General features: G+C 72.2%; 21 protein-coding genes. 14 read left to right on the top strand and 7 right to left on the bottom strand.

The window, feature by feature from the left end; genetic code table 11:
- The first annotated feature begins 2 nt into the window (after positions 1-2).
- On the top strand, positions 3-845 hold the full coding sequence (locus EDD29_RS32640; protein WP_246053120.1) for a cation diffusion facilitator family transporter: 843 nt from the start codon (positions 3-5) through the stop codon (positions 843-845).
- A gap of 27 nt (positions 846-872) precedes the next feature.
- Here EDD29_RS32640 and EDD29_RS46555 read toward each other — a convergent pair whose 3' ends face one another.
- The gene (locus EDD29_RS46555) at positions 873-2,546 is read right to left on the bottom strand and encodes a serine/threonine-protein kinase (protein WP_211360058.1); all 1,674 of its coding nucleotides are present in this window, start codon (positions 2,544-2,546) and stop codon (positions 873-875) included.
- Between the two features lie 120 nt (positions 2,547-2,666).
- Between EDD29_RS46555 and EDD29_RS32630 the strand changes: the two genes are divergently transcribed.
- Positions 2,667-3,731 carry a DUF6777 domain-containing protein gene (locus tag EDD29_RS32630; protein WP_123668115.1) on the top strand — a complete coding sequence of 355 codons (1,065 nt, stop codon included), beginning with the start codon at positions 2,667-2,669 and terminating at the stop codon, positions 3,729-3,731.
- 93 nt (positions 3,732-3,824) lie between these two features.
- Here the strand turns inward: EDD29_RS32630 and EDD29_RS47265 are convergent, their stop codons facing one another.
- Positions 3,825-4,541: a M50 family metallopeptidase gene (locus EDD29_RS47265; RefSeq protein ID WP_246053119.1), complete on the bottom strand. Its 717-nt coding sequence runs from the start codon at positions 4,539-4,541 to the stop codon at positions 3,825-3,827.
- Between the two features lie 67 nt (positions 4,542-4,608).
- Positions 4,609-5,508, bottom strand: a complete 900-nt coding sequence (locus tag EDD29_RS47260) for a phosphorothioated DNA-binding restriction endonuclease (RefSeq protein WP_246053118.1) — start codon at positions 5,506-5,508, stop codon at positions 4,609-4,611.
- 178 nt (positions 5,509-5,686) lie between these two features.
- Between EDD29_RS47260 and EDD29_RS32620 the strand changes: the two genes are divergently transcribed.
- The 8 genes from EDD29_RS32620 to EDD29_RS32585 all read left to right on the top strand — a co-directional run bounded on the left by EDD29_RS32620 (position 5,687) and on the right by EDD29_RS32585 (position 16,289).
- Positions 5,687-6,637 (top strand): hypothetical protein, encoded by a 951-nt coding sequence (locus tag EDD29_RS32620; protein ID WP_123668114.1) that lies wholly within the window; start codon positions 5,687-5,689, stop codon positions 6,635-6,637.
- 76 nt (positions 6,638-6,713) lie between these two features.
- Positions 6,714-7,856 carry a CaiB/BaiF CoA transferase family protein gene (locus EDD29_RS32615; protein WP_123668113.1) on the top strand — a complete coding sequence of 381 codons (1,143 nt, stop codon included), beginning with the start codon at positions 6,714-6,716 and terminating at the stop codon, positions 7,854-7,856.
- A 37-nt stretch (positions 7,857-7,893) separates the two neighbouring features.
- The gene (locus EDD29_RS32610) at positions 7,894-9,036 is read left to right on the top strand and encodes a CoA transferase (RefSeq protein ID WP_246053117.1); all 1,143 of its coding nucleotides are present in this window, start codon (positions 7,894-7,896) and stop codon (positions 9,034-9,036) included.
- Positions 9,033-9,860 carry an HTD2 family dehydratase gene (locus EDD29_RS32605; RefSeq protein ID WP_170201676.1) on the top strand — a complete coding sequence of 276 codons (828 nt, stop codon included), beginning with the start codon at positions 9,033-9,035 and terminating at the stop codon, positions 9,858-9,860. Before EDD29_RS32610 ends, EDD29_RS32605 begins: the two co-directional genes overlap by 4 nt.
- Positions 9,861-9,944: 84 nt before the next feature.
- Positions 9,945-11,771, top strand: coding sequence for a substrate-binding and VWA domain-containing protein (locus EDD29_RS32600; RefSeq protein ID WP_123668111.1), 1,827 nt, complete (start codon positions 9,945-9,947; stop codon positions 11,769-11,771).
- 150 nt (positions 11,772-11,921) lie between these two features.
- Positions 11,922-14,948, top strand: a complete 3,027-nt coding sequence (locus tag EDD29_RS32595) for an ATP-binding protein (protein ID WP_148086167.1) — start codon at positions 11,922-11,924, stop codon at positions 14,946-14,948.
- A gap of 48 nt (positions 14,949-14,996) precedes the next feature.
- Entirely contained in the window at positions 14,997-15,479 is a 483-nt protein-coding gene (locus EDD29_RS32590; RefSeq protein WP_123668109.1) for a hypothetical protein, read from the top strand.
- A gap of 45 nt (positions 15,480-15,524) precedes the next feature.
- Positions 15,525-16,289, top strand: a complete 765-nt coding sequence (locus tag EDD29_RS32585) for a hypothetical protein (RefSeq protein ID WP_123668108.1) — start codon at positions 15,525-15,527, stop codon at positions 16,287-16,289.
- 198 nt (positions 16,290-16,487) lie between these two features.
- On the opposite strand, the gene EDD29_RS32580 is transcribed toward EDD29_RS32585, so the two are convergent.
- Positions 16,488-16,847 carry an ATP-binding protein gene (locus EDD29_RS32580; RefSeq protein ID WP_123670815.1) on the bottom strand — a complete coding sequence of 120 codons (360 nt, stop codon included), beginning with the start codon at positions 16,845-16,847 and terminating at the stop codon, positions 16,488-16,490.
- 266 nt (positions 16,848-17,113) lie between these two features.
- Here EDD29_RS32580 and EDD29_RS32575 point away from each other — a divergent pair, with 266 nt between their 5' ends.
- Together EDD29_RS32575 and EDD29_RS32570 are read left to right on the top strand one after the other, a co-directional pair.
- Positions 17,114-17,926 (top strand): helix-turn-helix domain-containing protein, encoded by an 813-nt coding sequence (locus EDD29_RS32575; RefSeq protein ID WP_123668107.1) that lies wholly within the window; start codon positions 17,114-17,116, stop codon positions 17,924-17,926.
- Positions 17,923-18,105: a DUF397 domain-containing protein gene (locus EDD29_RS32570; RefSeq protein WP_123668106.1), complete on the top strand. Its 183-nt coding sequence runs from the start codon at positions 17,923-17,925 to the stop codon at positions 18,103-18,105. Before EDD29_RS32575 ends, EDD29_RS32570 begins: the two co-directional genes overlap by 4 nt.
- A 46-nt stretch (positions 18,106-18,151) precedes the next feature.
- Here the strand turns inward: EDD29_RS32570 and EDD29_RS32565 are convergent, their stop codons facing one another.
- Both EDD29_RS32565 and EDD29_RS32560 read right to left on the bottom strand, forming a co-directional pair.
- Complete coding sequence (locus EDD29_RS32565; protein ID WP_123668105.1) at positions 18,152-19,327, bottom strand: cytochrome P450; 1,176 nt, start codon at positions 19,325-19,327, stop codon at positions 18,152-18,154.
- Positions 19,328-19,433: 106 nt separating this feature from the next.
- On the bottom strand, positions 19,434-20,372 hold the full coding sequence (locus EDD29_RS32560; RefSeq protein WP_123670814.1) for a LysR family transcriptional regulator: 939 nt from the start codon (positions 20,370-20,372) through the stop codon (positions 19,434-19,436).
- A gap of 93 nt (positions 20,373-20,465) precedes the next feature.
- Here EDD29_RS32560 and EDD29_RS32555 point away from each other — a divergent pair, with 93 nt between their 5' ends.
- Both EDD29_RS32555 and EDD29_RS32550 read left to right on the top strand, forming a co-directional pair.
- Complete coding sequence (locus EDD29_RS32555) at positions 20,466-20,654, top strand: ferredoxin (protein WP_123668104.1); 189 nt, start codon at positions 20,466-20,468, stop codon at positions 20,652-20,654.
- Entirely contained in the window at positions 20,651-21,790 is a 1,140-nt protein-coding gene (locus EDD29_RS32550; RefSeq protein WP_123668103.1) for an NAD(P)/FAD-dependent oxidoreductase, read from the top strand. The genes EDD29_RS32555 and EDD29_RS32550 overlap by 4 nt, the downstream gene beginning before the upstream one ends.
- Positions 21,791-22,009: 219 nt before the next feature.
- Here the strand turns inward: EDD29_RS32550 and EDD29_RS32545 are convergent, their stop codons facing one another.
- Entirely contained in the window at positions 22,010-23,833 is a 1,824-nt protein-coding gene (locus EDD29_RS32545) for a phosphoenolpyruvate carboxykinase (GTP) (protein ID WP_123668102.1), read from the bottom strand.
- Positions 23,834-24,009: the final 176 nt, after the last annotated feature.

The following is a 24,009-nucleotide window of genomic DNA, read 5'->3' as shown; positions in this document are numbered from 1 at the left end:
TCATGACCGCCGAGGTGGTCGTGGGGATGGCGTCGGGGTCGCTGGCGCTGCTGACCGACGCGGGGCACATGCTCACCGACGCGTTCGCGGTGGCCGTGGCGCTGCTGGCGATGCGGATCGCGGCGCGGCCGCCCACGGGCCGCTTCACCTACGGGCTGAAACGGGTGGAGATCCTTTCCGCGCAGCTCAACGGGCTGACGCTGCTGCTGCTCGCCGCGTACTTCGCCGTCGAGGGCGTGTCCCGGATCATCGCACCGCACCCGGTCGAGGGCGGGCTCGTCGTGGCGACGGCGCTGGCGGGCATCGCGGTGAACCTCGCCGCGACCTGGCTCTTGCGCCGAGCCGACCGGTCGAAACTCCATGTGGAAGGGGCATACCAGCACATTCTCAGCGATCTGCTGGCGTTCGTGGCGACCGCGATCGCGGGGTGCGTGGTGCTGGTGACGGGCTGGAACCGCGCCGACGCCGTCGCGTCCCTCGTCGTCGCCGCCCTCATGGTGAAGGCGGGCACGGGCCTGGTGCGGGACGCCGGGCGGGTGCTGCTCCAGGCCGCTCCGGACGGGATGGACGCCGCCGAGATGAGCGCGCTGGTGCGGACGGTCCCGCGGGTCGCGGGCGTCGACGCGCTGCACGTGTGGGAGGTGACCTCCGGCCATCCGACGCTGTCGGCGCACATCCTCGTCGCGCCGGGGGGAGACTGCCACGCGGTGCGCAGGCAGGTGCGTCTGCTACTGCGCGACGCGTACGGCATCACGCACACGACGCTGGAGGTCGACCACGCGGAGGGCGCCGACGTGCGCTGCGCGTCCCACGCCCTCCCGGAGGCGCGGGCGGTCCCCGTCTGAAGGACGGGCGGACGCCGCCCCGCGCGGTCAGCGGCGCCGGGAGTCGTCCCGGCCGAGGTAGAGCCCGGCGAGGAGGAGGACGATCACGACCACGGGCGAGACGGTCTGGAGCACGAGGGTGAGGTCGTGCGGGGGGACCTGCCCGAGCGTGAGGATCCAGGTCCCGGCGCGGGCGAGGCGGACGGCGATGATGGTCCACACGCCCGACCGGTAGCCGCGCCAGGCCGCCGCCACCCCGAAGAGGGTGATGACGGCCAGCGACGTGTAGGCGGTGGCCAGGACGAGCGTCCACTGCTGCCTGGTCTCCACGACGGGTCCGCCCGCCACCACCGACAGCGAAGCCATGTCGAGCAGCGAGACCGCCGTGACGAGGAGCAGCCCGAGCGCGAGCGGCCAGGTCCGCCGCAACGGTGCCCGGCCGGCCTCCTCCTCCGGCTGGGCAGGCGTCTCTTGGGCACGCCGGACGAAGACCCTCCGACCGCCGAGGTCCTGGGTCGGGTCGTCCGCCGACACCCGGCCGGGCGGCCGCCCGCGCCGCACCGCCCCCACCGGCCGCGCCGCGCCCTCCCACGCCGTGACGCCCTCACCCGCCCCCTCCTTCGGCGCGAAACCCCGCCCGCCCTGCCCCGGCACACCCCGCCCGCCGGCGTGGTGATCCCACGCGTGGTGCGGCGGGCCTTCGTGGTGCCCTTGGAAGCCGGATGGGCCCGGGGCTCCTTGCTCGGGGCCGGTGGGGCCCTGGGGAGGGGGGGTCGGTGCGGAGCGCGGGTCGGGGCCGTCGTTCGGGGCGGTTCGCGGGTGGTTCGGGTGAGGTGGGGGGAGATGAGCGTAGTCGTGGGTGACGTCGTGGGCGTCGGGCGGGGGCGGGGCGGAGGTGCTCTTGTAGGGGCGGGGCGGTGGAACAAGGGTGAGGAGGGTCCAGAGGAGGTCTTGGGAGGTGGGGCGGGAGGTGGGGTCCTTGGCCAGGCAGGCCTGGAGAAGGGGGAGGAGCTCGGGGGGGACGCCTGCGAGGTCGGGCTCGGCGGTGCGGATGGCGTGGATGAGGGACATGAGGGTGCCGGAACCGAAGGCGTTGCGGCCCGTCGCGGCGAAGGCGACGGTGTGCGCCCAGGCGAAGAGGTCGGCGGCGGGGCCGACGGACGAGCCGGCGAACTGCTCGGGCGCCATGTAGGCGGGGGTGCCGACGAGCTGGCCCGTCATCGTGCGCATGCCCGCGTTGTCCAGTGCGCGCGCGATGCCGAAGTCGATGACCCGGGGGCCGTCCGGGGCCATGAGGACGTTCGGCGGCTTGAAGTCGCGGTGCACCACGCCCGCGCCGTGGATGGCGGCGAGCGCGGTGGCGGTGCCGACGGCGAGCCGCATCAGGGCGCCCTCGGTGCGGGGCCCCTCGGCGAGGACGAGCTCGCGCAGCGACGGCCCCGGCACGTACTCGCTGACGATGTAGGGCCGGTCCCCGTCGAGGTCGGCGGCGTGCACGCGGGCGGTGCAGAACCCCGCGATGCGCCGCAGCGTGGCGAGCTCGCGAGCGAACCTGGCCCGGGCGACGGGGTCGTCGCTGAGCCGGGCGTGCAGCAGCTTGACGGCGACCTCGCCGTGCGGTCCCCGGCCCAGGTACACCGTCCCCTGGCCGCCTTCCCCGAGCCGCCCGAGCAGGTCGTGCCCGCCGAGCCTTTCGGGGTCCCCCGGTTGGAGCGCGCGCATGATGTCGTCCCTCCCCGGCCATGCGCAGGAATTGTGTATTTCTCACTTCTATGAGACATCAAAGACGAAGAACTTACAGAAATCCAGACGGGGGTCGGGATGGGAACAAGGGCGAGAGCCGTGGTGCTTCTCGTTCTCCTGCTCGTCATCGGGGCGGCGGGGTGCGGGGACGCGGGGACGGTCATCACCCGCCTGGCGGTGGGCGATCCGGGTCCGGACGCCTACACGATCGTGTCGGGCACGGACAAGGAGGACGTGGGGAGGCTCGCGGCGGCCGGGGGAGCCAAGCCCGGCGATGAGCCGGGCCTGTACGGCGGGACCAGGCAGGACGCGGTGTGCGACAAGGAAGCGCTGGTGGACTTCCTGGAAGGGGACCCGGCGAAGGCGACGGCATGGGCGGCCGCGCAGGGCGTCCCCCCGGGAGGGATCGCGGAGTTCGTCGACACGCTCACCCCCGTCCTGCTGCGCGCCGACACCCTGGTGACGAACCACGGCTACCGTGACGGAAAGGCCACGAAGACACCCGCGGTGCTCCAGGCGGGAATTGCGGTCATGGTGAACGCAAGAGGCGTTCCGGTGGTGAAATGCAATTGTGGAAATCCGCTCTCGGAGCCGGAAGTGGACGTGCGCGAAAGTGACTTCACCGGTGCTTCGTGGACAGGGTTCTCTCCCGACAAGGTGACGGTCGTCCGTCCGCCCGCGGCGGACGTCGAGGAGCTGATGCTCGTCGACACCGAGCAGGACACCGCCTTCGACCGTCCCGTCGGGACCGAGGGCGAGTCCGACGGCGCTCCCGAGCCGGTGCCCCCGGCCGCGGCATCCGAGCCGCCCTCCCCGCCCTCGGACGGGCCGTCCACCGGCACGGACGGCACGGGAGGCACCGGCACGCCTGGCGCCACGACGCCCGCGCAGCCGCCGACGGACGAGCAGACCGCGGCGCCGACCGCGACCGAGACCGGGGAGGCGGGCGGCACCCTTGAGCCGACGGGCACCGCCGACCCGTCCGGCGCCCAGTCCGCCGCCCCCGGGGAGCCGGATCCGGCCACGGGACAGCCCGCCGACCCGCCCGCGGAACCGCCGCCCGCGGCGGAGGCGACCCAGCCGCCGGAACCAGAGGTCCCCGAGCCGGAACCGGAGCCGGAGGAGGACGGCCCGGCGCCCACTGAAGCCGGGACGACGGGCTGAGCCGCCCGCCAGGCCCGCGGGCAGGGCGGGGCAGGGCCGTGCCGGGGTGGCGCGCGGGGAGCCCCGCACGGTGCCCGTCAGGCCCGTGCGAGGTCAGCCGGTGAGGGTGATGGTCCACTCCGGAGGGAGCAGGAGCCAGCCGCCCAGGCCGAGTGAGGCCAGTGCCACGAGCCCGAACACGCCGACCCAGACCGCGCCGGGCACCCCGGTGAGGTGGGCGAGTTGGTCGGCGTCGGAGCTGGGCGCCTGCCGCCGCGCGCGCAGCCGCTGGAGTTCGATCACGGGGCGGATCCCGGCCAGCAGCAGGAACGCGGCGCCGAACGCGGCGAACGCGCCCTGGATGGCGGCCGAGCCGAACCAGGAGACGGCGAAGACGACGGCGCCGGTGGTGACGACGGACACGACGCCGAACACGTTGCGGATCATCACGAGCATCCCGGCGAGCAGGAGGAGGGCGAACCACAGCATGAGGGTGATCCGGCCGATGCCGAGGAGCCACGCGAACAGCAGCCCGAGCACGGACGGCGCGGTGTAGCCGGCGAGCGCGGTGAACACCATGCCCGCGCCGTCGGGCCTGCCGCGCGAGACGGTGACGCCGGAGGTGTCGGAGTGCAGGCGGATGCCGTCGAGTTTGCGGCCGAAGACCAGCGCGACGAGCGCGTGGCCGCCTTCGTGCGCGATGGTCACGACGTTGCGCGCGATCCGCCATGCAGGCCCGTACCCGACGAGGATCAGCGCGGCGAGGGCCGCCAGGCCGGTGATCCACAGTTCGGGAACGGCCTGGGTGTGCCACAAGTCGCTGAACTTCACCTGATATCCGCCCTTCGGAGTGCGCCAAGGGTATGACGCCGGGACCGGTGCCGGTGTTCCGTGGAGTTCACGCCAGTGCGGGCCCGCGGAAGACCTGCCTGCCGTGCCAGGCGATGTTGCGGGTGTCGGGTCCGGCGAAACCGGGCTGCGGCGGGTGGAAGGCGCGCCCGGCGAGGTCGGTGACGAGGCGCCGGGAGGTCTCGGTGGTGCCCACGAACTGACGGGAGACCATGATCCTGCCGAGCGGGCTGAGCCCGAGGACGCCCTTGTCGAGGAGCTTGTGATGGAGGGTGCACAGGCAGACGCAGTTGGTCGGGTCGTCCTGGCCGTCGAAGGCCCACCAGCGCAGCCGGGCCGCTTCGAGGCCGATGACGGTCGTGCCGATCCAGCCCTCGAACCCGCAGAAGGCGCAGCGGCAGTCGTAGGCGAGGAGGATCTTCTGGCGCAGGATCGGGTCGCGCTCGGTGCGCGGGAGGTCGCCCTTGCCGTAGGGGGCGACGGCCGCGGTGCGCGCGAGTTCGGGCATGAGGCCGGCCGCGGCGCAGACGTCGGCGTGCAGGCCGCTCTCGAAGTTGGTGTCGAGCAGCAGCCTGACGATCTGGGCCAGCAGGGCGGGTTCGGCGAGGAGATCATGGGCGAAGGCCGGGGGGAGCCTTCCGTGCACGTCCTCGGCGAGCATGACCGCCCCGTCGGCTGACGGGCAGGCCCCGCCGGAGCCGGTGGCGACCTCCCAGAGCCCGTCGGAGGCCAGATGGTGGAACGGGTACGCGGCGCCCGCGGGGCGGGGCGGCCCGAACTCCTTGAGCATCCCGTTGAGGAGGGATTCGGCGTCGCGGTACCTGATGTTCTTGTGGCCGACGCGCTGGAGCTGGCCGATCGCGTAAAGGAGAAGGAGCGCTTTGTGCGGATCGCGGGTTCCGTTGTCGGTCCGGCGGCGCAACCTCAGGATGAGCTCCAGCCACTCCATGCGGCAATCGTAAAACCTCTTCACCACTCATTGTCGTGTTAACAGCGGACATCGTCCCTGGCGGAGCCAGCTATCGTCCGCGCTGCGGTAAACGAAGCGCCAACCTCCCCGTGTCGGCTCGGCCCCGTTCCTAGCCTCTGACCGTTTCCAGTCCCCGGGACAGAGAGGTTTTCCACCCATGCCGGACTTCGGCGCCGACAGGCGGTACCGCGAGCTGGTCAGGCTGTCCTACCTGGTGCTGCCGGGCGGGCGGGCCAACGAGGTGCGCCTCGCCCTCGCGCGCAGGATCGTCGAGCGGGCCCTACCGCGCCGCCCGATCGGGGGCAGCGCCTACGCCGAGGCCCGGCGGGCGGTGCTGCGCCAGTCGATGCGGCCGCCGCGGCGGCTGCGCTGGCGGCTCGTGCCGTGGCTGCGCGGGCTGCCCGCGCAGATGCCGGACAATCCGGCGCTGGCGGCGCTGCGCCCGGAGGAGCGCGTCGCCTACGTGCTGTGCCGGGTGGTCGGGATGCGCCGGTACGCGGCCCGCGACGTGCTGGTCGACCTCGCCGTCCCGAACGCCCACGACCTGCTGGAGCGCGTCGCCGAGATGCCCGAGCTGAACGTCGTGACGCCCGGCCCGGTAGGCGCCAGGAACTCCCGCCGCTCCAAAGCCCCACTTGCCGTCGCCCTACTGGTGACCTGCGCGGCCGGGGGAGCCTTGGCCGTCGAGGAGGGAGGTTTTCTCAACGCGCAAGCGGGCGCCCACCACGCCTCCGCCCCCACGGGCACCGCGAGCACGGTGAAGACCCCTGTCCAAGCGGCCACCCCGACCCCCGAGGAAAGGCTCCTCTGGGAGGGCACCCTCCCCGGACGGGGCGGAAGGGGCAAGCTGATCTGCCATGTCGTCACCGACCCCCAGGGCACCATCCACCATGAGGGCCTGCTCGCCGTCGAAGGCCGGTCGCACAAGGCGAGGGACTGCACGGACGGCCGTACGGGCCTGTGGTGGCGGGCTCCGAACCGGCACTGGTACTACCTCGCCGCGGGCCGGGGGGTGGCCCTCGAAGGGGCGCGCCAAAGGGCGGGCCTGTCTTACGTGAAGGGCGAACGGGCGAAGCACGCGCCGCAGCGGGCGGTTTCCCTGGACTGACCCCCACCCGGTCAAAAGCGCTCACTTACATTCGTGGCACACTGGTGGGCGAGTCCTTGAGTGAGGGGTGTTCCTTATGGCTGGTCCGCTTTCCGGAGTGCGTGTGATCGAGCTGGCGGGCATCGGTCCCGGCCCGTTCGCGGCGATGCTGCTCGCCGACCTCGGCGCCGAGGTGATCCGGATCGACCGGGCGGGAAAGGGCGGCGGCGGTGGCCCCGTCGCCGAGAAGGACATGACCAACCGCTCCAAGCGCTCGGTCGCGGTGGACCTCAAGAGCGAGGCGGGGCGCGAGGTCGTCCTCCGGCTCATCGAGCGGTCCGACGTGCTCCTCGAGGGCTTCCGGCCCGGCGTCACCGAGCGCCTCGGCCTCGGCCCGGACGACTGCCTGGCGCGCAACGGCAGGCTCGTCTACGGCCGGATGACGGGCTGGGGCCAGGAGGGCCCGCTCAGCCACACCGCCGGGCACGACATCGGCTACATCGCGATCACCGGCGCCCTGCACGCGATCGGCCGGGCGGGCGGCCCGCCGCAGGTGCCGCTGAACCTGCTCGGCGACTTCGCGGGCGGCAGCATGTACCTCGTGGTGGGCGTGCTCGCCGCGCTGCTGGAGTCCAAGGTCAGCGGCCGCGGCCAGGTCGTCGACGCCGCGATCGTGGACGGCACCGCGCACCTCACCACGTTCATCCACGCCTTCAAGGCCTCCGGCCTGTGGAGTGAGAACCGCGGCACCAACATGCTCGACACCGGCGCCCCCTTCTACGACGTGTACGAGACCGCCGATGGCGGGCACATGGCCGTCGGCGCGATCGAGCCGCAGTTCTACGCCGAGTTCCTGAAGCGCCTGGGGGTCGCCCCCGAGGAGGCCCCGCAGTACGACATGGCGAACTGGGCCGGGCAGAAGGAGCTGTTCGGGGCGAAGTTCAAGGAGAAGACCCGCGACGAGTGGGCCGAGATCTTCGTGCCGTCCGACGCCTGCGTGGAGCCGGTGCTCAACCTGACCGAGGCCGCCGAGCATCCGTGGAACACCGCGCGCGAGGTGTTCGTGCCGGGCGTCGAGGGCGTCCCGCAGCCCGCGCCCGCGCCGCGCTTCTCGCGCACGCAGGGCACGATCACGGGCCCGCCGTCGGTCGCCGGCGCGCACACCCGCGAGGTGCTGACCGACCTCGGTTTCAAGGACGTCGACGACCTCCTCGCCACCGGTGCCGTCGTCCAGCGCTGATCCGGCGCGGCCCGAAGACATGTGGCAGGCTCAGGGCATGCTGAGCGGTCTGCGGGTCCTGGAGATCTCGAGTTTCGTGGCTGCGCCGCTGGGCGGGATGACCCTCGCCCAGCTCGGCGCCGACGTGGTGCGGGTCGATCCGATCGGAGGCGCGACCGACACCACGCGGTGGCCGGTCACCGAGGAGGGCGCGTCCATCTACTGGACATCGCTCAACAAGGGCAAGCGGTCGGTCATGGTCGACCAGCGCACCCCCGAAGGCCGCGACCTCGTCCTGCGTCTCGCCGCGCAGGCCGGGGTCGTCCTGGCCAACACCCCCAAGCCGGCTTACGAGGATCTCGCCGCGGCGCGTCCCGGCCTGATCCACGTGCTGGTGCAGGGGTATCCCGACGGGCGTCCCGCGGTGGACTACACGGTCAACGCCGAGACGGGCTTCCCGCTGATCACGGGGCTCGGCGACGCCCCGGTGAACCACGTGCTGCCCGCCTGGGACGTCGCGTGCGGGCTGTACGCGGCGGTGGCGATCCTCGCCGCCGACCACCACCGCCTGCGCACCGGCGAAGGCAGGTCGGTGAAGATCGCCCTGTCGGACGTGGCGCTGGCGACGGCCGGGAACCTCGGGTTCCTCGGCGAGGCCGAGCTGAACGGGGTCGACCGGCCGCGCATCGGCAACCACCTGTTCGGCGGGTTCGCCCGCGACTTCGCCGTCCGGGACGGCAGGTTCATGATCGTCACGCTGTCCCGCAGGCACCTCGACGACCTCGGCAGGGCCACCGGCGCGACGGAGAAGATCGCCGAGTTGGAGAAGCTGGTAGGCGCCGACTTCTCAGACGACGGCGACAGATACCGCCACCGGGAGAGCCTCGCCGCGCTCCTCGAACCGTGGTTCGCGGGCCGCACCGCCGCCGAGGCCGCCGAGACGCTGGCCCGCACGTCGGTCCTGTGGTCGAAGTACGGCACGTTCCGCGATCTGGTGGCCCGCGACCACGCGCTGCTCGCGGAGATCGACCAGCCGGGGATCGGCCGCCTGCGCGCGCCGCGCACCCCCATCCGGGACGGCGCGCCGCGCGAGCCGCGGCCCGCCCCCGTGCTCGGCGCGGACGCCGTGGACGTGTTCGGCACTCTGGGCCTGACCCCCGGCGACGTCGCCGGGCTTCGTGCGAAGGGAATCGTCGGATGACGGGAGAGCAGGGCATGAGCTGGGCGCCCGGACCCGTCGAGACCGTCGACGTCATCGCCGAAGGGCCGGTGCGCGCGCTCGCCGGGCTGCTCGACATCGACCCGCCGGCCGAGGCGCTGCCGCCGCTGTGGCACTGGCTGTTCCACCTCGACCGGTATCCGCAGGCCGCGCTCGGCCCGGACGGCCACCCGCGCGACGGGCACTTCCTGCCGCCGCTGCCCGACCGCCGCCGGATGTTCGCCGGCGCCCGCTTCACCGCGCACGCCCCGATCCGGATCGGCGACGAGGTGGTGAAGCACTCGGCGCTGACCTCCGTCGCGGAGAAGGAGGGCCGCAGCGGCAGGCTGCTGTTCACCACGGTCCGGCACCGGCTGCTGCGCGGAGGCGAACTGCTGGCGGTCGAGGAACAGGACATCGTCTACCGCTCCGGCGACGCCCCGGCGAGCGCGGAGCCGCCGATCCGCCCGGACGGGAAGGGACTGCGCCGTACCGACGAGCGTGCTTTCGCGCTGTCCGCGGATCCCGCTCTGCTGTTCCGCTTCAGCGCCCTCACTTACAACGCCCACCGCATCCACTACGACTTCGCGTACGCGACGGAGGTGGAGGGCCATAGGGGTCTCGTCGTGCACGGGCCGCTGCTGGCGGTCCTCATGGCCGAGCTGGGACGGACCGCGCAGGCGAGCCCGGAGGCGCTGTCGTTCACGCTGCGCCGACCGGTCTTCGCGGGAACGAACGCGACGGTCGAACGCACCGATGACGGGGCGAAGGTGACGAATGAGGCCGGGGAGACAGCAGCCGTCATGACGTTCACGTCGGGTGTCTGACGAACCGGCTGTATAACTTTGGCGTCAGACCCCAAAACCCCCTGAACGGCCGGACCCAGTCCCGCCCTTGGTCTGGAGGACTTCTTGTACAGCCCCCCGCCGTACACTCCGCCGCCTTACTACACGCCCCCGCCGCCGCCTCCCCGGCGCAGCAAGGGCCCGCTGGTGCTGGGGCTCGTCGCCCTCCTGACCGTGCTGGTGGTCGCGGGCGGCGTCGCCTTCTACGTGCTGGGCTCGGGCGGTACCTCCTGCGGTTCCGACGGGGTGACGCTGAACGTGTCGTCCTCGCCGGAGAAGTTCGGCGTCATGCAGGACCTGGCCGAGGAGTACTCGGGCACCGAGGTGAACGGGGCCTGCGCGCAGATCGCGGTGCAGTCCAAGTCGTCGGGCGAGGCGATGGCCGCGCTCGTGCGCGGATGGAACCCTGAGGGGGACAAGGCGCCGCAGCCCGACGTGTGGACGCCCGCGGCGTCGACCTGGGTGAGCCTGCTGCGCCAGCGGCTCACCGACGGCGGCAAGATCGACTTCCTGCCGCCGGAGACCCCGGGCGTCGCGGTGTCGCCGCTCGTCATCGCCATGCCGCGGCCGATGGCCGAGGCGCTGGGCTGGCCGAACAGCGCTATCGGCTGGTCGGACATCCTCAAGCTCTCGCGCGACCCGCAGGGCTGGGGCTCCTACGGGCACCCCGAGTGGGGCCAGTTCAAGCTCGGCAAGACCAACCCGAACTACTCCACCTCCGGCCTCAACGCCACGGTCGGCGCGTACTTCGCGGCCACCGAGAAGTCCGCGGACCTCACCGCGGACGACCTCGACACCCCCCAGGTGAAGTCGTTCGTCCGCGACGTGGAAAGCGCGATCGTCCACTACGGCGACACCACCCTGACGTTCCTGTCCGGCCTCCAGCGCGCGGACGACGCGGGCCAGGCGCTCGGGTACGTCTCGGCCGTCGCGGTCGAGGAGATGTCGGTCCGCTACTACAACGAGGGGAACCCGACCGGCGACCGGGCCACCGCGGGCAAGCACGCCGCGCCGAAGATCCCGCTCGTGGCGATCTACCCCAAGGAGGGGACGATCGTCTCGGACCACCCGTATGTCGCGCTGAACACCATGGACCCGAGCAAGAAGGCGATCGCCGATGCCTTCCTCGCGTTCCTGCGCGGCCCCGACGGCCAGGCCAGGTTCGCCGAGGACGCGTTCCGCGGCTACGACAACAAGGTCACCGACCTCATCACCCAGGACAACGGCCTGCTGCCCAACCAGCCCGCCAAGATGCTGGCGCCGCCGGAACCCGCCGTCCTGGACAAGGTCCTGCGCGGCTGGGAGTCGCTGCGCAAGCGCTCGAACGTGCTGTGGGTGGTCGACGTGTCGGGGTCGATGGTCGAGCCTGTGCCGGGGACGGGCAAGACCCGGATGGAACTGGCCAAGGCGTCCCTCGGCAAGGCGATGGACCAGTTCATCGGCGTCGACAGGGCGGGTCTATGGGAGTTCGCCACCCGTATCGACGGGGCGAAGGACTACCGCCAGCTCGTGCCCATCGGACCCGTCTCGCAGAACCGGGCCGAGCTGAAGTCCGCCGTCGCCGGACTCCAGCCGAAGTCCGACACGGGCCTGTACGACACGGCCCTCGCCGCGTTCAACACGGTCCGGGACGCCAAGGTCCCCGATGCGATCAACTCGGTCGTCCTGCTCACCGACGGCGTCAACGACGACAAGGGCTCGATCTCGCTCGACGCCCTGCTCGGCAGGATCGACGGCGAGAGCGGCGTCCGGCTGTTCACCATCGGGTTCTCCTCGGGCGCCGACCTCGAGGGCCTCAAGAAGATCGCCGAGGCGACCGACGCCAAGGCCTACGACGCGAAGGACGCCGCGGCGATCGACGCGGTGATCTCCGCCGTCACATCTAATTTCTAGATTTTCCCAGCACAGGACGTGCCTGTCTGATTACCTTGAGGAGTCGCCGCGTGGTGGCCGGGGGACTCGGCTCCGGCGGGAGACGGAGGAGACGTGCGCGGCGCCTCCTCCGCCTCCCCTGGGGCCGAGCACTCCGCTCCGCGGATCATCATGGCCGATTCGGTAACACCCCCTTCGCCTGCTCCCGCCCCCGCCCCGTCCCTGTCCTTCCGGATGCTCGGCCCCCTCGAGGTGCTGCGCGACGGTGTCCCCGTCGACCTCGGGGGCCGGCGCCAACGCGCGCTGCTCGCGCTCCTGCTGGTCCGCCCCTCGGCCTATGTCGCGGCGGGCGATCTCGCCGATGAGCTGTGGTCGGGCGCGCCGCCCGCCGGCGCGGTCGCCACGCTGCGCTCCTACATCTCGGTGCTCCGCCGCGAGCTCGAGTCCGGGCAGCCTTACCGGGTCCTGGTGAGCCGGGCGGGCGGCTACGCGCTGGAGGCCCCGGAGTCCGACGCGCTGGCCTTCACCGGCCTCCTGGAGTCCGGTGAGGCGGCGCTCGCGGGCGGCGGGCACGCGGCGGCGGCAGCCGACTTCGCCGCGGCGCTCGGGCTGTGGCACGGCCCCGCCCTCGCCGGGCTGCCCGACCTCGCGCCGCTGCGGCTGGAGGCCGACCGGCTCGCCGAGCTGCGGGTGCGCGCGGAAGAGGGCCTGATGACGGCCCAGGTCGGCCTGGGCAGGCACGGTGAGGCGGTGTCGGGGCTGCGCAGGCTGGCCGCCGCCCACCCGCTGCGCGAGACGGCCCACCGCCAGCTCATCCTCGCCCTGTACCGGACGGGCAACCAGGCCGAGGCGCTGACCGCCTACGAGACCCTGCGCCGCACCCTCGCCGCCGAACTGGGCATCGACCCGTCGCCGGAGCTGCGCGCGCTGCACGGGCGCATCCTCCAGCAGGACCCCGGCCTCTTCACACCGGTCGAGGCGCCCCCGCCTCCGGCCGCCGCACGGCCCGCCCCCGAGGCGCGCCGCCCGTACGTCGGACGCGCGGGGGAGCTGGCCTCCCTCATGGAGTTCGCCGAGTCGGGCGAGGGCATACGCGTCGTCACCGGACCGGGCGGGATCGGCAAGACCGAGCTCGCCGAACGCGTCGCCGCGCACGCCGCCTCGCGCGGGGTGCCCGTCGTGTGGGGACGCAGCCCGGACGTGGGCGACGCGCCGCCGTTCTGGGTGTGGGCGCAGGTCGCGGGCGCCCTCGCCGAGGCGCTCGCCGACCCCGCGCTGTGCGCCGAGCTCTCGGACTGCGCCGAACTGCGCGAGCGGCTCGGCGAGGCGGGAGGGGGGCTGCTCGCGCCGGACGAGTCCGTCGGACGGTTCCGGATGTACGAGGGCGTCACCCGGCTCCTGGCGCGGATCGCCGTGCCCCGCGGCCTCCTGATCGTGCTCGACGACCTGCACGCCGCCGACGCGGACTCGGTGCTGCTCCTGCGCTATCTGGCCAAGGCGCGCGCGACGGGGCTGCGCTGCCTCGTCCTGTCGCGCAGGCCCGTCCCCCTGGACGCGGCGCCCATCGAGCTGTCCGGCCTCTCGCCCGTCCAGGTCGCCGAGCTGACCGGGGACGCCGAGGGCGCGCCGCTGCTCCACGCGGCCACCGGCGGCAATCCGTTCCATCTCGCGCAACTCGGCAGGGCCCCCGCCGACACGACGCTGCACGCGGTGATCGCCCGACGGCTCGCGGAGCATCCGCCGGACACGTGCGAACTCGTCGAGCTGCTCGCGGTCGCGGGCCGTCCGGTGGAGCCCGCGACGCTGGCCTCCGCCTGGGGTTCGGACGTGGTCGGCGCGCTCACCGCGCTCGGCCCCGCGTTCGCCTCGGGCATGGTCGCCGAGCGAGGCGCGTCGCTGCGGCTGGCGCACGCGCTGCTCGGCGAGGCGGTGCTGGCCGGGCTGCCCGTGGTGCGGCGGGCCGCGCTGCACGCGGCGCTGGCCGCCGCGCACCTCGCCGAGGGCAGCGGCACCCCCGCCGAGCTGGCGTTCCACTACGAGCAGGCGGCGCCGCTGGGGTACCGCGCAGAGCGGATCACCTGGCTCGCCAGGGCCGCCGAGGCCGCCTCGCGCGCCTTCGCCGACGCGGACGCCGCCGACTTCCTGCGCCGCCAGGCCGCCGTGCACGCCGCCCGGTCGGCGCTCGACCCGCAGGAGGCGGCCCGCGAAATGGACGTGCTGGCCCGCCGGGCGTCCCTGCTGTCGGGCCTGGACGGCTACAACGCGCCGGAGGTGGGCGCGAACAACGCCCGGATAAGGCAAGTGCTGGAGCTGGTGGCGCCGGACGCGCCCGGGGTGGCGGCGGCGCTCGCCCAGCTGTGGGAGCACGCCAACACCAGCGCCGAGTACGCGGGCGCGGAGGAGTACGCGCGCAGGCTCACCGTGCTCGACCCCGTGGCGGGCGCCTACGCGACGGGCTGCACCGCCGTCATGCGGGGCGACCTCCACCTGGCGAAGGAGCGCCTGGAGGCGGCGGTCGCCGGAGACCTGTCAGGGCCGCCGGGCTCCTTCCGCCCGCGCGCGGCGGTTTCGGCGCGGACGTTCCTCGCGCTGGCCCTGGCCACCCTGGGGGAGACCGAGGAGGCCCGCGCGGTCGAGGCCGAGACCGAGCGGTTCGCCAACGCGACGGGCGACCCCTACGACCGGGCCTCGGCCGTGCACTTCGGCGGCTGGACCGCCTTCGTCGAGCTGGACCGCGCGCGGGCGCGCCGTCTGTGCTCCCGCGCCGTCGACCTGTGCGCGGAGGGCGGTTTCCTCCAGCTCGGCCGACTCGCCGAGTCGCTGCTCGCGTGGAGCACGGCCGAGGACGCGGCGGGCCTCGCCCTGCTGCGGGAGCGGGCCGACCACGCCTACTCGGCCCTGTCGATGCGGGCGACCGGCACCGTCATGCGGGCCGAGCTGGCCGAGGCCGCGCTGCGCCTTGGCGACCCGACGGCGGCCCTGGTGGAGGCGGACCGGGGCCTGTCCTTCGCCGACGCCACCGGCGAGGGCTACTTCCGCGCCGAACTCCTGCGCCTGCGCGGCGCGGCGCTGGCCGCTCTCGGCGACCCGGCCGGGGCTGTGCCCGTCCTGTACGAGGCCGTCGCGCTCGCCCGCCGCCAGGGCGCCGTCCTGTTCGCCGCCCGAGCCGCCGAGACCCTCGCCGCCATCGACCCCTGACCACCGGTCTCCAAGCCGATCCCAACGCGCGTCTCGCATACTCCGGGTATGGGAAACATCGTGTTCACGGTGCGGCGCGCGCTGGTCGCGGCCCTCGTCACAGGGGTGCTCTGCGGGCTGGCGGCCCGGGTGCTGATGCGGGCCGTCGCCGACGTCACCGCGCAGGTGCTCTCGTTCACGCCGCAGGGGACGCTGGGCATCATGCTGGCCGTGGTCGTGCTCAACCTTCCCGCCGCGTTCGCGTTCGGGCGAGGGTGGAAGAGCGTGGGTCATGTCCTGGCGGCCGCGGCTTGGACGCCACACGTCTCCGAGGCCGTCACGGTCGTCCGCGGGATCTGGTGGTGGCCCTGGACGGCGGGGCGGTACGCGTACCTGGCCGCCGTGCTGGTCGCCTACGTCCTGGTCCTCGCGGCCGGCTGGTGGGGGCTGTACCGGCTGACGGCTCCGGCGCGCGCGGGCCGGAAGACGGAAGGGGGCGTCGCCGTCCCCGCGGCGTTTTCGGGGCTGGGCCGGGAGCGGTCCGCAGGTTAGGCTTGCCGAGCAATCGCTTGGTTGATCTACCGCCGGAGGACCCGCGTGCGGCGAGGCATCTATCTGCTCGAAGAGGTCGAGTTCAACCCGATGAACTCCAGGAAGCCGCTGGAGTATCTGACGTGGCTCACCGGATACAAGAACGAGGACGCGGCGGCTTATGAGGAGGGGGAGTCGGAGCTGACGGCGGGCAAGTCCGTCCGCTCCAGCGACATCGACCTCGTCGGCGCCTTCTACGCCGTCGGGATCACCGGCCACCGCCAGTTCAAGGCGGTCACCCTGTGGGACTGCAAGGGCGGCTGGGAAGGCGGCTGGAAGCAGATGATGGACATCTACGCCGGCGTCGACGAGCGCCTCTTCCTCTCGGACATCGACGACCTCCGCCACGCCGCCTACTCCCGTCCCCTGGGCGCGTCCCCCGGCAGCCCCGCCTTGGCCGACGTCGTCGAAGAGGGCTACGCGGCCCCGTTCTACGTCTTCGAAAGCGCCACCGTCAGGCCGGGCGCCGCCTTGGACTACCTGGCGGCCGTCACAGAAGAGCGCGCTCCCGTCCTGGCCGAACACGGCCAACGCCTCATCGGCTCCTACGAGGTCCAGTTCTGCGACACCGAGGTGGTCACCTTCTGGGGCACCACCCTGGAGGACCACCTCTCCCTCCAGCGCTCCCGCGACGCCGCCCTGGGCCTGGACGACGAGGCCACCCCCGACCCCCGCCTCACCGCCTGGCAGTCCCGCTCCCGCGAGTTCCTGACGGGCACCTGGCGCGAGAACCTCCTGGCCCCCTTCCCCGGCTGCAAACTGGCGCCCTGAGCCCGGCCCCGGCGGGACGAGCGCGTCGGCGGAATCAAGCACGCCGAGCGCCGGTCGGCCGAGGGCGCGAGGCGACATCTCCTGCTCGTGTCGGGCAGTACCAGGATCTCTCGACCGACACCGCCGCGCTGCGCACCGCGGCCCTCGTGGCGCCGGAGGGGTTGACGCCACCCGCCCCCCGGCGTCGGTCCTTCCGCGTCACATCAGGGCCCAGACGACCTTGCCCCGGCCCGTCGCGGCGGGCCGGAGGCCCGCGCTACGCGAGTAGGCCGCGACGATCGGAAGCCCCCGGCCGGACTCGGCGGTGACGGGTGCGTCGGTGAACGTCGGCAGGGCCGGCGCGGGGTCCCAGCATTCGAGCAGGGGACGGCCCTCGTACCGGGTGATGCGCACCCTGATCTCGTGCCCCCGCGCCGCGTTGACGGCGTTGGTGACGAGCTCGCTCATGACGACGCGCGCGTCATGGACGAGGTCGGGACCGAACGCCCACCCGTCGAGCGCGTGCCGGACCATGTCGCGCGCGAGCACGACGGAAGAGGGCTCGGCCAGGAGGGTCATGCGGAGGTCTTCTTCGGCGTCCCACCGGCCGGTCTCGGTCCAGCGGGGCTCCTCGGGCGTGGCTCTGCGGGGCGATGCGTCTGGAACGCGGTTTTCGCGGTGGTCGGAGCTCCCCCGCGTGAGGGAGGCGGGCTGCTGCTGCGCAGTGATGTCCTCGGGGTGCATGACACCGTCCTGTGAGGTTCATGGAAAGTGCCCTCACTGTCCGCGACCGAGGATTGACTTGGGGTGGATTCCAGGCGGTGCGATACACATCTGGGGGTGGCATGAGCGTCCGTGAATCGATCGATCCGAACTCGTCCCTGTGGTCCTGGTTGGCCTTCGACCTGTGGTTCTACCGGGATCGGCGCGGGCTTTCTCTGGCGCAGACGGCTTTGCCGTTGCACGTCACGCGCGCGACCGTATCCAACTGGGAGGCAGGGCGGCTGCGGCCGGCGGACAAGCACATGAGGCGGCTCGACGAGGTCTGGAAGACCGGCGGGCACTTCGAGCGGCTGCACATGTTCGCGTGCAACGGCCACGACCCGGACTGGGCCAAGCAGTACGTCAAGTACGAGGAATGGGCCGAGGACGTCCGCGCCTATCACGGCAAGAACGTCCCTTTGCTCGTGCAGACGGAGAACTACGGGCGAAGCATGCTCCTCGCGGCGGGGCACGGTCGCGAAGTCGAAGGGCTCGTGGAGGCACGGATGAAGCGGCAGGAGATCCTGGGCCGGGCGGACGCGCCACGGCTATGGGTGATCTTCGACGAGGAGGTCTTGAAATGCCCGATCGGCGGCGCAGAGGTGATGCGCGAGCAGTGTGAGCACCTTCTGGCGGTGTCGGAGTCTCCCCAGGTGAGCGTCAGGGTCGTGCGCACGTCGGCAGGCTGGCATCCGGGCCACGACGGCCCCATCCAACTGCTGAAGGTGCGAGGACGCGAGGTGGCCTACGCAGGTGCCCAGACCGGGGGACGCCTGATCGAGGCCGGAGCCGAGGCCGAGACCGTTGCAGTACTGTTCGATCAGATCGCGGCGCTCGCCGAGTCCCGCGATGCATCACGGCAGTTGATCGACGCGGTGCGGAGGACGTACACATGACCATCTGGCGTAAGAGTTCGTACACAGGCGGCGGAAACGACCAGCTTTGTGTCGAGGTCGCGCGGCTGGGGCGCGGAATCGGTTTGCGGGACTCTAAGAATCCGGCCGGAGCGCGGCTTGAGGTGTCTCGGGGCACGCTCAGCGAGCTGTTCGGAAGGGTGAAGCACGGCGGGGCCTGAAGCCGCCGAACATGTGCGTAGTCCCGTGCTCGGCGGCCCCGCGGGTTTAGGCCGGGTCGACCGACAGGACCGGGAGGGTGTCGTAGGCGCGGGTGGTGTTGTTGATGCGGCGGGTGCCTTCGCCGACGGTGTAGGAGCGGAGGCGGCGGGCGAGGGACGCGATGACGGCGAAGGACTCCAGGCGGGCCAGTCCCTGGCCTGCGCAGCCGTGGGGGCCGTAGCCGAAGGTGAGGTGGTCGGCGGGGTTGCGTTCGACACGGAAGGACTCGGGGTCCTCGAAGTGGCGGGGGTCGCGGTTGCCGGAGGCCATGAGCAGGGCGGCCTGAGCGCCCGCGGGGATCGTGACGCCGTCGATCTCGGTGTCGCGGGTGACGAGGCGGCCGATGGCGGGCAGCGGGGACTCGTAGCGGAGGACCTCGTTGAACGCCGACGGGATCAGGGACGGGTCTTCGCGGACCAGGGCGAACTGGTCGGGGTACCGGGCGAAGAGCTCGATCGCGTTGCCGATGGAGGCGATCGTGGTGTCCATGCCGGCGGCGACGTACTGGTGGATGATCATGCCGCAGCTCTCGTAGGCGATCTCGCCGCGTTCAGCGGCGGCGAAGATGGCCCGCCCCATGCTGCCTTCGGCGAGGTCGTCGGCCTTGCAGTGGTGGGTCCACTCGAAGAGCTCGCCCGCGACGGGGAAGCTCGCGATCGCGCGCTCGTTCATCGGTCCGAGCACGTTGAAGGCGGCGTAGCCCCAGTCGAGGATCCTGCTCCGGACGTCGGGATCCCGGACGCCGATGAGGTCGATGACGACGGCGAGGGGGAGCGCGCGGGCGAGGTCCTCCATGGCGTCGAAGGAGCCGCGTTCGACCAGGTCGGCCACCATGGCTTCGGCCTTGGCGTCGATCCCGGCCTTGAGCCCGCGGACGGCGCGCGGCGAGAGGTTCTCGGTGAGGGCGGCGCGCAAAGCCTGGTGGTCCGGCGGGTCGGTGGCCAGGGAGGTGCCGACGAGCGCCGCGTTCATCTGGTCGTTGAAGGCGACGGCCTTGGAGGAGAACGTCGCGGGGTCGCCGAGCGCCTCACGGATCGGCGCGTAGCGCGTCACCGCCCAGAGGCCGGTCTTCTCCAGGTGGACGACGGAGGCCGTCTCCCGCAGTTCGGCGTAGTACGGGTAGGGGCTCAGCAGGACCTCGTCGGAGAAGAGATCGAGATCGGAAGCCGTCTGTGCGGCCATCGGTGCACCTCGCGCGGTGGGGTGGGATCGGTCTCCGCATTCAAGGCGACCCACATCACATGTGACAAATGAATGTTGCGCATAAAACACATGTGCGGCGCGAATGTCACAAGGTGGGGGCCGGGTCCAGGGTCGCGGCGGCGTCGCGCAGAAGGTCGCGCAGCCAGGTCCGGAAGGCGTCGTCGTAGAGCCACGGGTTCCACACCAGGTCGATGCCGAGGGGCGGCAGCGGGAAGGGGAACTCCTCGATGAGCAGGCCGAGGGAGTCCTGGAGCACGCGGGCGGGCCGGAACCTGTGCACCGCGACGCCCCCCGACCCGGCGACGAGGAAGGGGATCAGCAGGTTGTCCGAGACCCGTTCGCGGATCCGGTGGGCGACGCCCTGCTCGTCCAGGACGCGGTAGGGCAGGGAGCGTGGCTCGGGCGAACCGTCGAACACCACGTGCGGCAGTGCCGTCAGCAGCTCCAGCGCGCTCGCGCCGGAGGGCGCCCCGGCCGAGGCGATGACGACCCAGCGGTCGTCGTACAGGCGCTCCCTGGCGTGCTCGGTGGGGGCGCCCTCCGTCAGCAGCATGACGTCGGCGCCCTCGTCGGTGAAGACCGCGTCGGACACCGCCGTCATGGGCCGCAGCCGCAGTACCGCGTGCGGCGCGCGCTCGGCGAGCAGCCGGGACAGCGCGCTCCCGATCACCAGCGCCTTGCTCGTGGTCATCGCGACCGTGATCGTCCGGTCGTCGGTGGCCGGGTCGAAAGGGCGGGAGTCGACGATGCGGGCGGTCTGGCGGAGCGCGCGGCGCAGTGGCACGAGCAGATCCGCGGCGCGCGGCGTGAGGATCATGTTCTTGCCGTGCCGCACGATGAGCTCGTCGCCGAGCAGCCGCCGCATCCGGCGCAGTGCGTGGCTCATCGCGGGCTGCGAGAGCCCGACGCGGGCCGCCGAGTGGGTCACCGACTGCTCTTCGAGGAGTGCCAGCAGCGGCACGAGCAGGTTGAGGTCCACAGAGGCGAGCCTGGCCAGATCGGTGTCACTATTCGTGTCGTGCATGTGAACGATCATAATCATTCATTTGATTCTCATGTGCCTCCCGACCAGGCTGTTCGCGGGCCGTTGTGCCCTGGATCTCACCCTGGAGGAGCCATGCAGATCATCCTGGACCGGCCGCGCTGCGAGGGCCACGGCCTGTGCGAGGAGGCCGCCCCGCACCTGATGCACCTGGACGACGAGGGCGAACTCGTCCTCGATCAGGAGACCGTCGAAGGCCCCGACGCCGACGCCGCGAAGGCCGCCGTGCGCATCTGCCCCGTCGCCGCGCTGCGCCTCGCATGAGCGGCGAACGCGCCGTCGTCCTGGGCAACGGCATCGCCGGGCTCACCGCGTGCGACACCCTGCGCGACACGGGGTTCGACGGGGAGATCGTCCTGGTCGGCGACGAGCGCCACGGGCCTTACAGCCGTCCCGCGCTGTCCAAGGCCGCGCTCCTGGACGCCGGGGAGATGACGTCCCACCGGCTGCCCGCGCCCACGCACGAGGCCGTGGAACTCCTCGGTGTCGCCGCCGCGCGCTTGGACCCCGACAAGCAGACCGTCACCCTTACCGACGGCACGGACCTGCGGTACGACGGGCTCGTCATCGCGACGGGCGCACGGGCCCGCCGTCTCGCCGAGGACTCGGCCGAACTGACCGTGCGCACCCTCGACGACGCGCTGGCGCTGCGGGCGCGGCTCGCCGCACGGCCGTCCGTGGTGGTCGTCGGAGATGGCCCGCTCGGCATGGAGGTCGCCTCCGGCTGTCTCGCGACGGGCTGCGCGGTCACCCTGGTGACGCTCGGCCGCCCCCTGCTGGCGCAGCTCGGCCCGTTCCTGTCGGACGTGTTCGTCACCGCGGCCAGGCAAAGCGGTCTGCGGCTGGTGACGGCGGGCTCTATGGGATTCGCCGAGGAAGGCGGGAGCCCCCGGGTCGTGCTGGACGGCGGCGGGGCGCTGGAGGCCGACCTGGTCGTCACCGCGATCGGCGACGTCCCGAACGTCGCCTGGCTGGCGTCGAGCGGCCTGCTCACCGGCGGCGCGCTCGTCGCGGACGCCCGAGGCCGGATCCGTCCCGGGATCGTCGCGGCCGGGGACGTCGCGACCGTCCCGACCCGGCGCGGCCCGCGCAGGGTCCCGCTGTGGACGAGCGCCATAGATCAGGCCAAGACGGCCGCCGCGGCCCTCCTCAAGGGTGATGAGATCCCGCCGCTCGACCTCCAGCCCTACTTCTGGACCGAGCAGTTCGGCCGCTCCCTCAAGGCGAGCGGCTTCCTTCCCGGCGAGGGAACCCCCGAGACCCTGCCCCTGCCCGAGAACGCCAAGGGCGCCCTCCTGCGCTGGACCCACCCCGACGGCACCGCCACCGCCGTCGCCCTCGACCACCGCATCCCCGTCCCCCGCCTACGCCGCCTCACCCGGCCCGCGGCCGCCGTCTGAGCGTCCCCGTCATGCCCGTCCCGGCGTGGCGGGGACTCGCGTTCCCGGGAACGGCGTCGGCCCGCCCGGGAGGTGGGTCCGGGCGGGCCGAATGCCTCGGGGAGAGGCGGTGGGGGTCCCCGGCGTCGTTGGCGGGGACCCGTTACGGGGCGGCTCCATGAGGCGGGGCCGGTCCCGTCATCCGGGGCGTCGGAGGGAACGTCCCGGAGTGCGACTTCCTCAGAAGTCGTCGTTCAGGCGGGCGACGAGCGCGTTGTACTCGTCCCACAGCTCCTTGGGCAGGTGGTCGCCGAAGGACTCCAGGTGCGCCGGCATCAGGGACGCCTCGCGCTTCCAGGTCTCCTTGTCGGCGGACAGGAGCAGGTCCAGGTCCTTGCCGTCGATCTTCAGGCCCTGGAGGTCGAGCGCCGCGGCGGTCGGGACGTGCCCGATCGCGGTCTTGACGGCGTCGGCCTTGCCCTCGAGGCGCTCCACGATCCACTTGAGGACGCGGCTGTTCTCGCCGAATCCCGGCCACAGCCACTTGCCGTCCTCGTCCTTGCGGAACCAGTTGACGTAGTAGATGCGCGGGAGCTTCTCGGCGTCGGCGGCGGCGCCCAGCTTCAGCCAGTGCGCGAAGTAGTCGCCCATGTTGTAGCCGCAGAACGGCAGCATGGCGAACGGGTCGTAGCGCAGTTCGCCGACGGTGCCCTCGGCGGCGGCGGTCTTCTCCGAGGCGACGTTCGCGCCGAGGAAGACACCCTGCTGCCAGTCGAAGGACTCGGTCACCAGCGGCACCGAGGTGGCGCGGCGGCCGCCGAACAGGATCGCCGAGATCGGCACGCCGTTCGGGTCCTCCCACTCCGGCGCGATGGTCGGGCACTGCCCGGCCGGCGTGGTGAAGCGCGCGTTCGGGTGGGCGGCGGGCGTGCCGGACTCGGGAGTCCAGTCGTTGCCCTTCCAGTCCGTCAGGTGCGCGGGCGGCTCGTCGGTGAGGCCCTCCCACCAGACGTCGCCGTCGTCGGTCAGCGCGACGTTGGTGAAGATCGAGTTGCCCCAGAGGGTCTTGATCGCGTTGGCGTTGGTGGACTCGCCGGTGCCGGGCGCGACCCCGAAGAACCCCGCTTCAGGGTTGATCGCGTACAGGCGGCCGTCTTCGCCGAACCGCATCCAGGCGATGTCGTCGCCGACGGTCTCGACCTTCCATCCGGGGATGGTCGGCTGGAGCATGGCGAGGTTGGTCTTGCCGCAGGCGCTGGGGAAGGCCGCGGTGATGTACTTGGACTCGCCGCTCGGCGGGGTCAGCTTGAGGATGAGCATGTGCTCGGCAAGCCAGCCCTCGTCGCGCGCCATCGTCGAGGCGATGCGCAGCGCGTAGCACTTCTTGCCCAGCAGCGCGTTGCCGCCGTAACCCGAGCCGTAGGACCAGATCTCACGGGTCTCGGGGAAGTGCGAGATGTACTTCTCGGTGTTGCAGGGCCACGGCACGTCCGCCTGGCCGGCCTCCAGCGGCGCGCCCACGGTGTGGACGGCCTTCACGAAGGAGCCGCGCTCCTCGATGAGGCGCAGCGCCTCGGCGCCCATGCGGGTCATGATCTTCATCGAGACCGCGACGTAGGCGGAGTCGGTGAGCTCGACGCCGAGCTGGGAGATGTTGCCGCCCAGCGGGCCCATGCAGAACGGCACCACGTAGAGGGTGCGGCCCTTCATGGCGCCGTCGAAGATGTTCGCGAAGGTCGCGCGCATCTCGGCCGGGGCGATCCAGTTGTTGGTGGGACCCGCGTCCGCTTCCTTCTCGGAGCAGATGTAGGTCCGGTCCTCGACGCGCGCGACGTCGCGCGGGTCGGAGGCGGCGTAGAAGCTGTTCGGGCGCTTGTCAGGGTTGAGCCGCTTGAAGGTGCCCTGCTCGACGAGCAGGTCGGTCAGGCGTACCCACTCCTCCTCAGAGCCGTCACACCACACGACGTTGTCGGGCTTGGTCAGCGCGGCGATCTCGCCGACCCAGTCGATCAGTTCCTGGTTGCTGGTCGGTGCCGGTTTGAGCCCGGGGACCTGGTCAGACACGCCTTACTCCTCACACCTGCTTTGGGGTTGTACGCATCGTGAACGACACCTACAGGTTTTGGCCAATTGGTCTGAGCCAATGCGTTACTTTGAGGAAACATCACCTCACGCAGAAAATCTTTCGGACTTCTGCGACGCAGACCACAACCTGGCCGAAGAACGCCAGGTCATCCAGC

This window comes from Actinocorallia herbida, from assembly GCF_003751225.1.
Lineage (GTDB): Bacteria > Actinomycetota > Actinomycetes > Streptosporangiales > Streptosporangiaceae > Actinocorallia > Actinocorallia herbida.
This window is presented reverse-complemented; position numbering and strand designations above follow the sequence as displayed.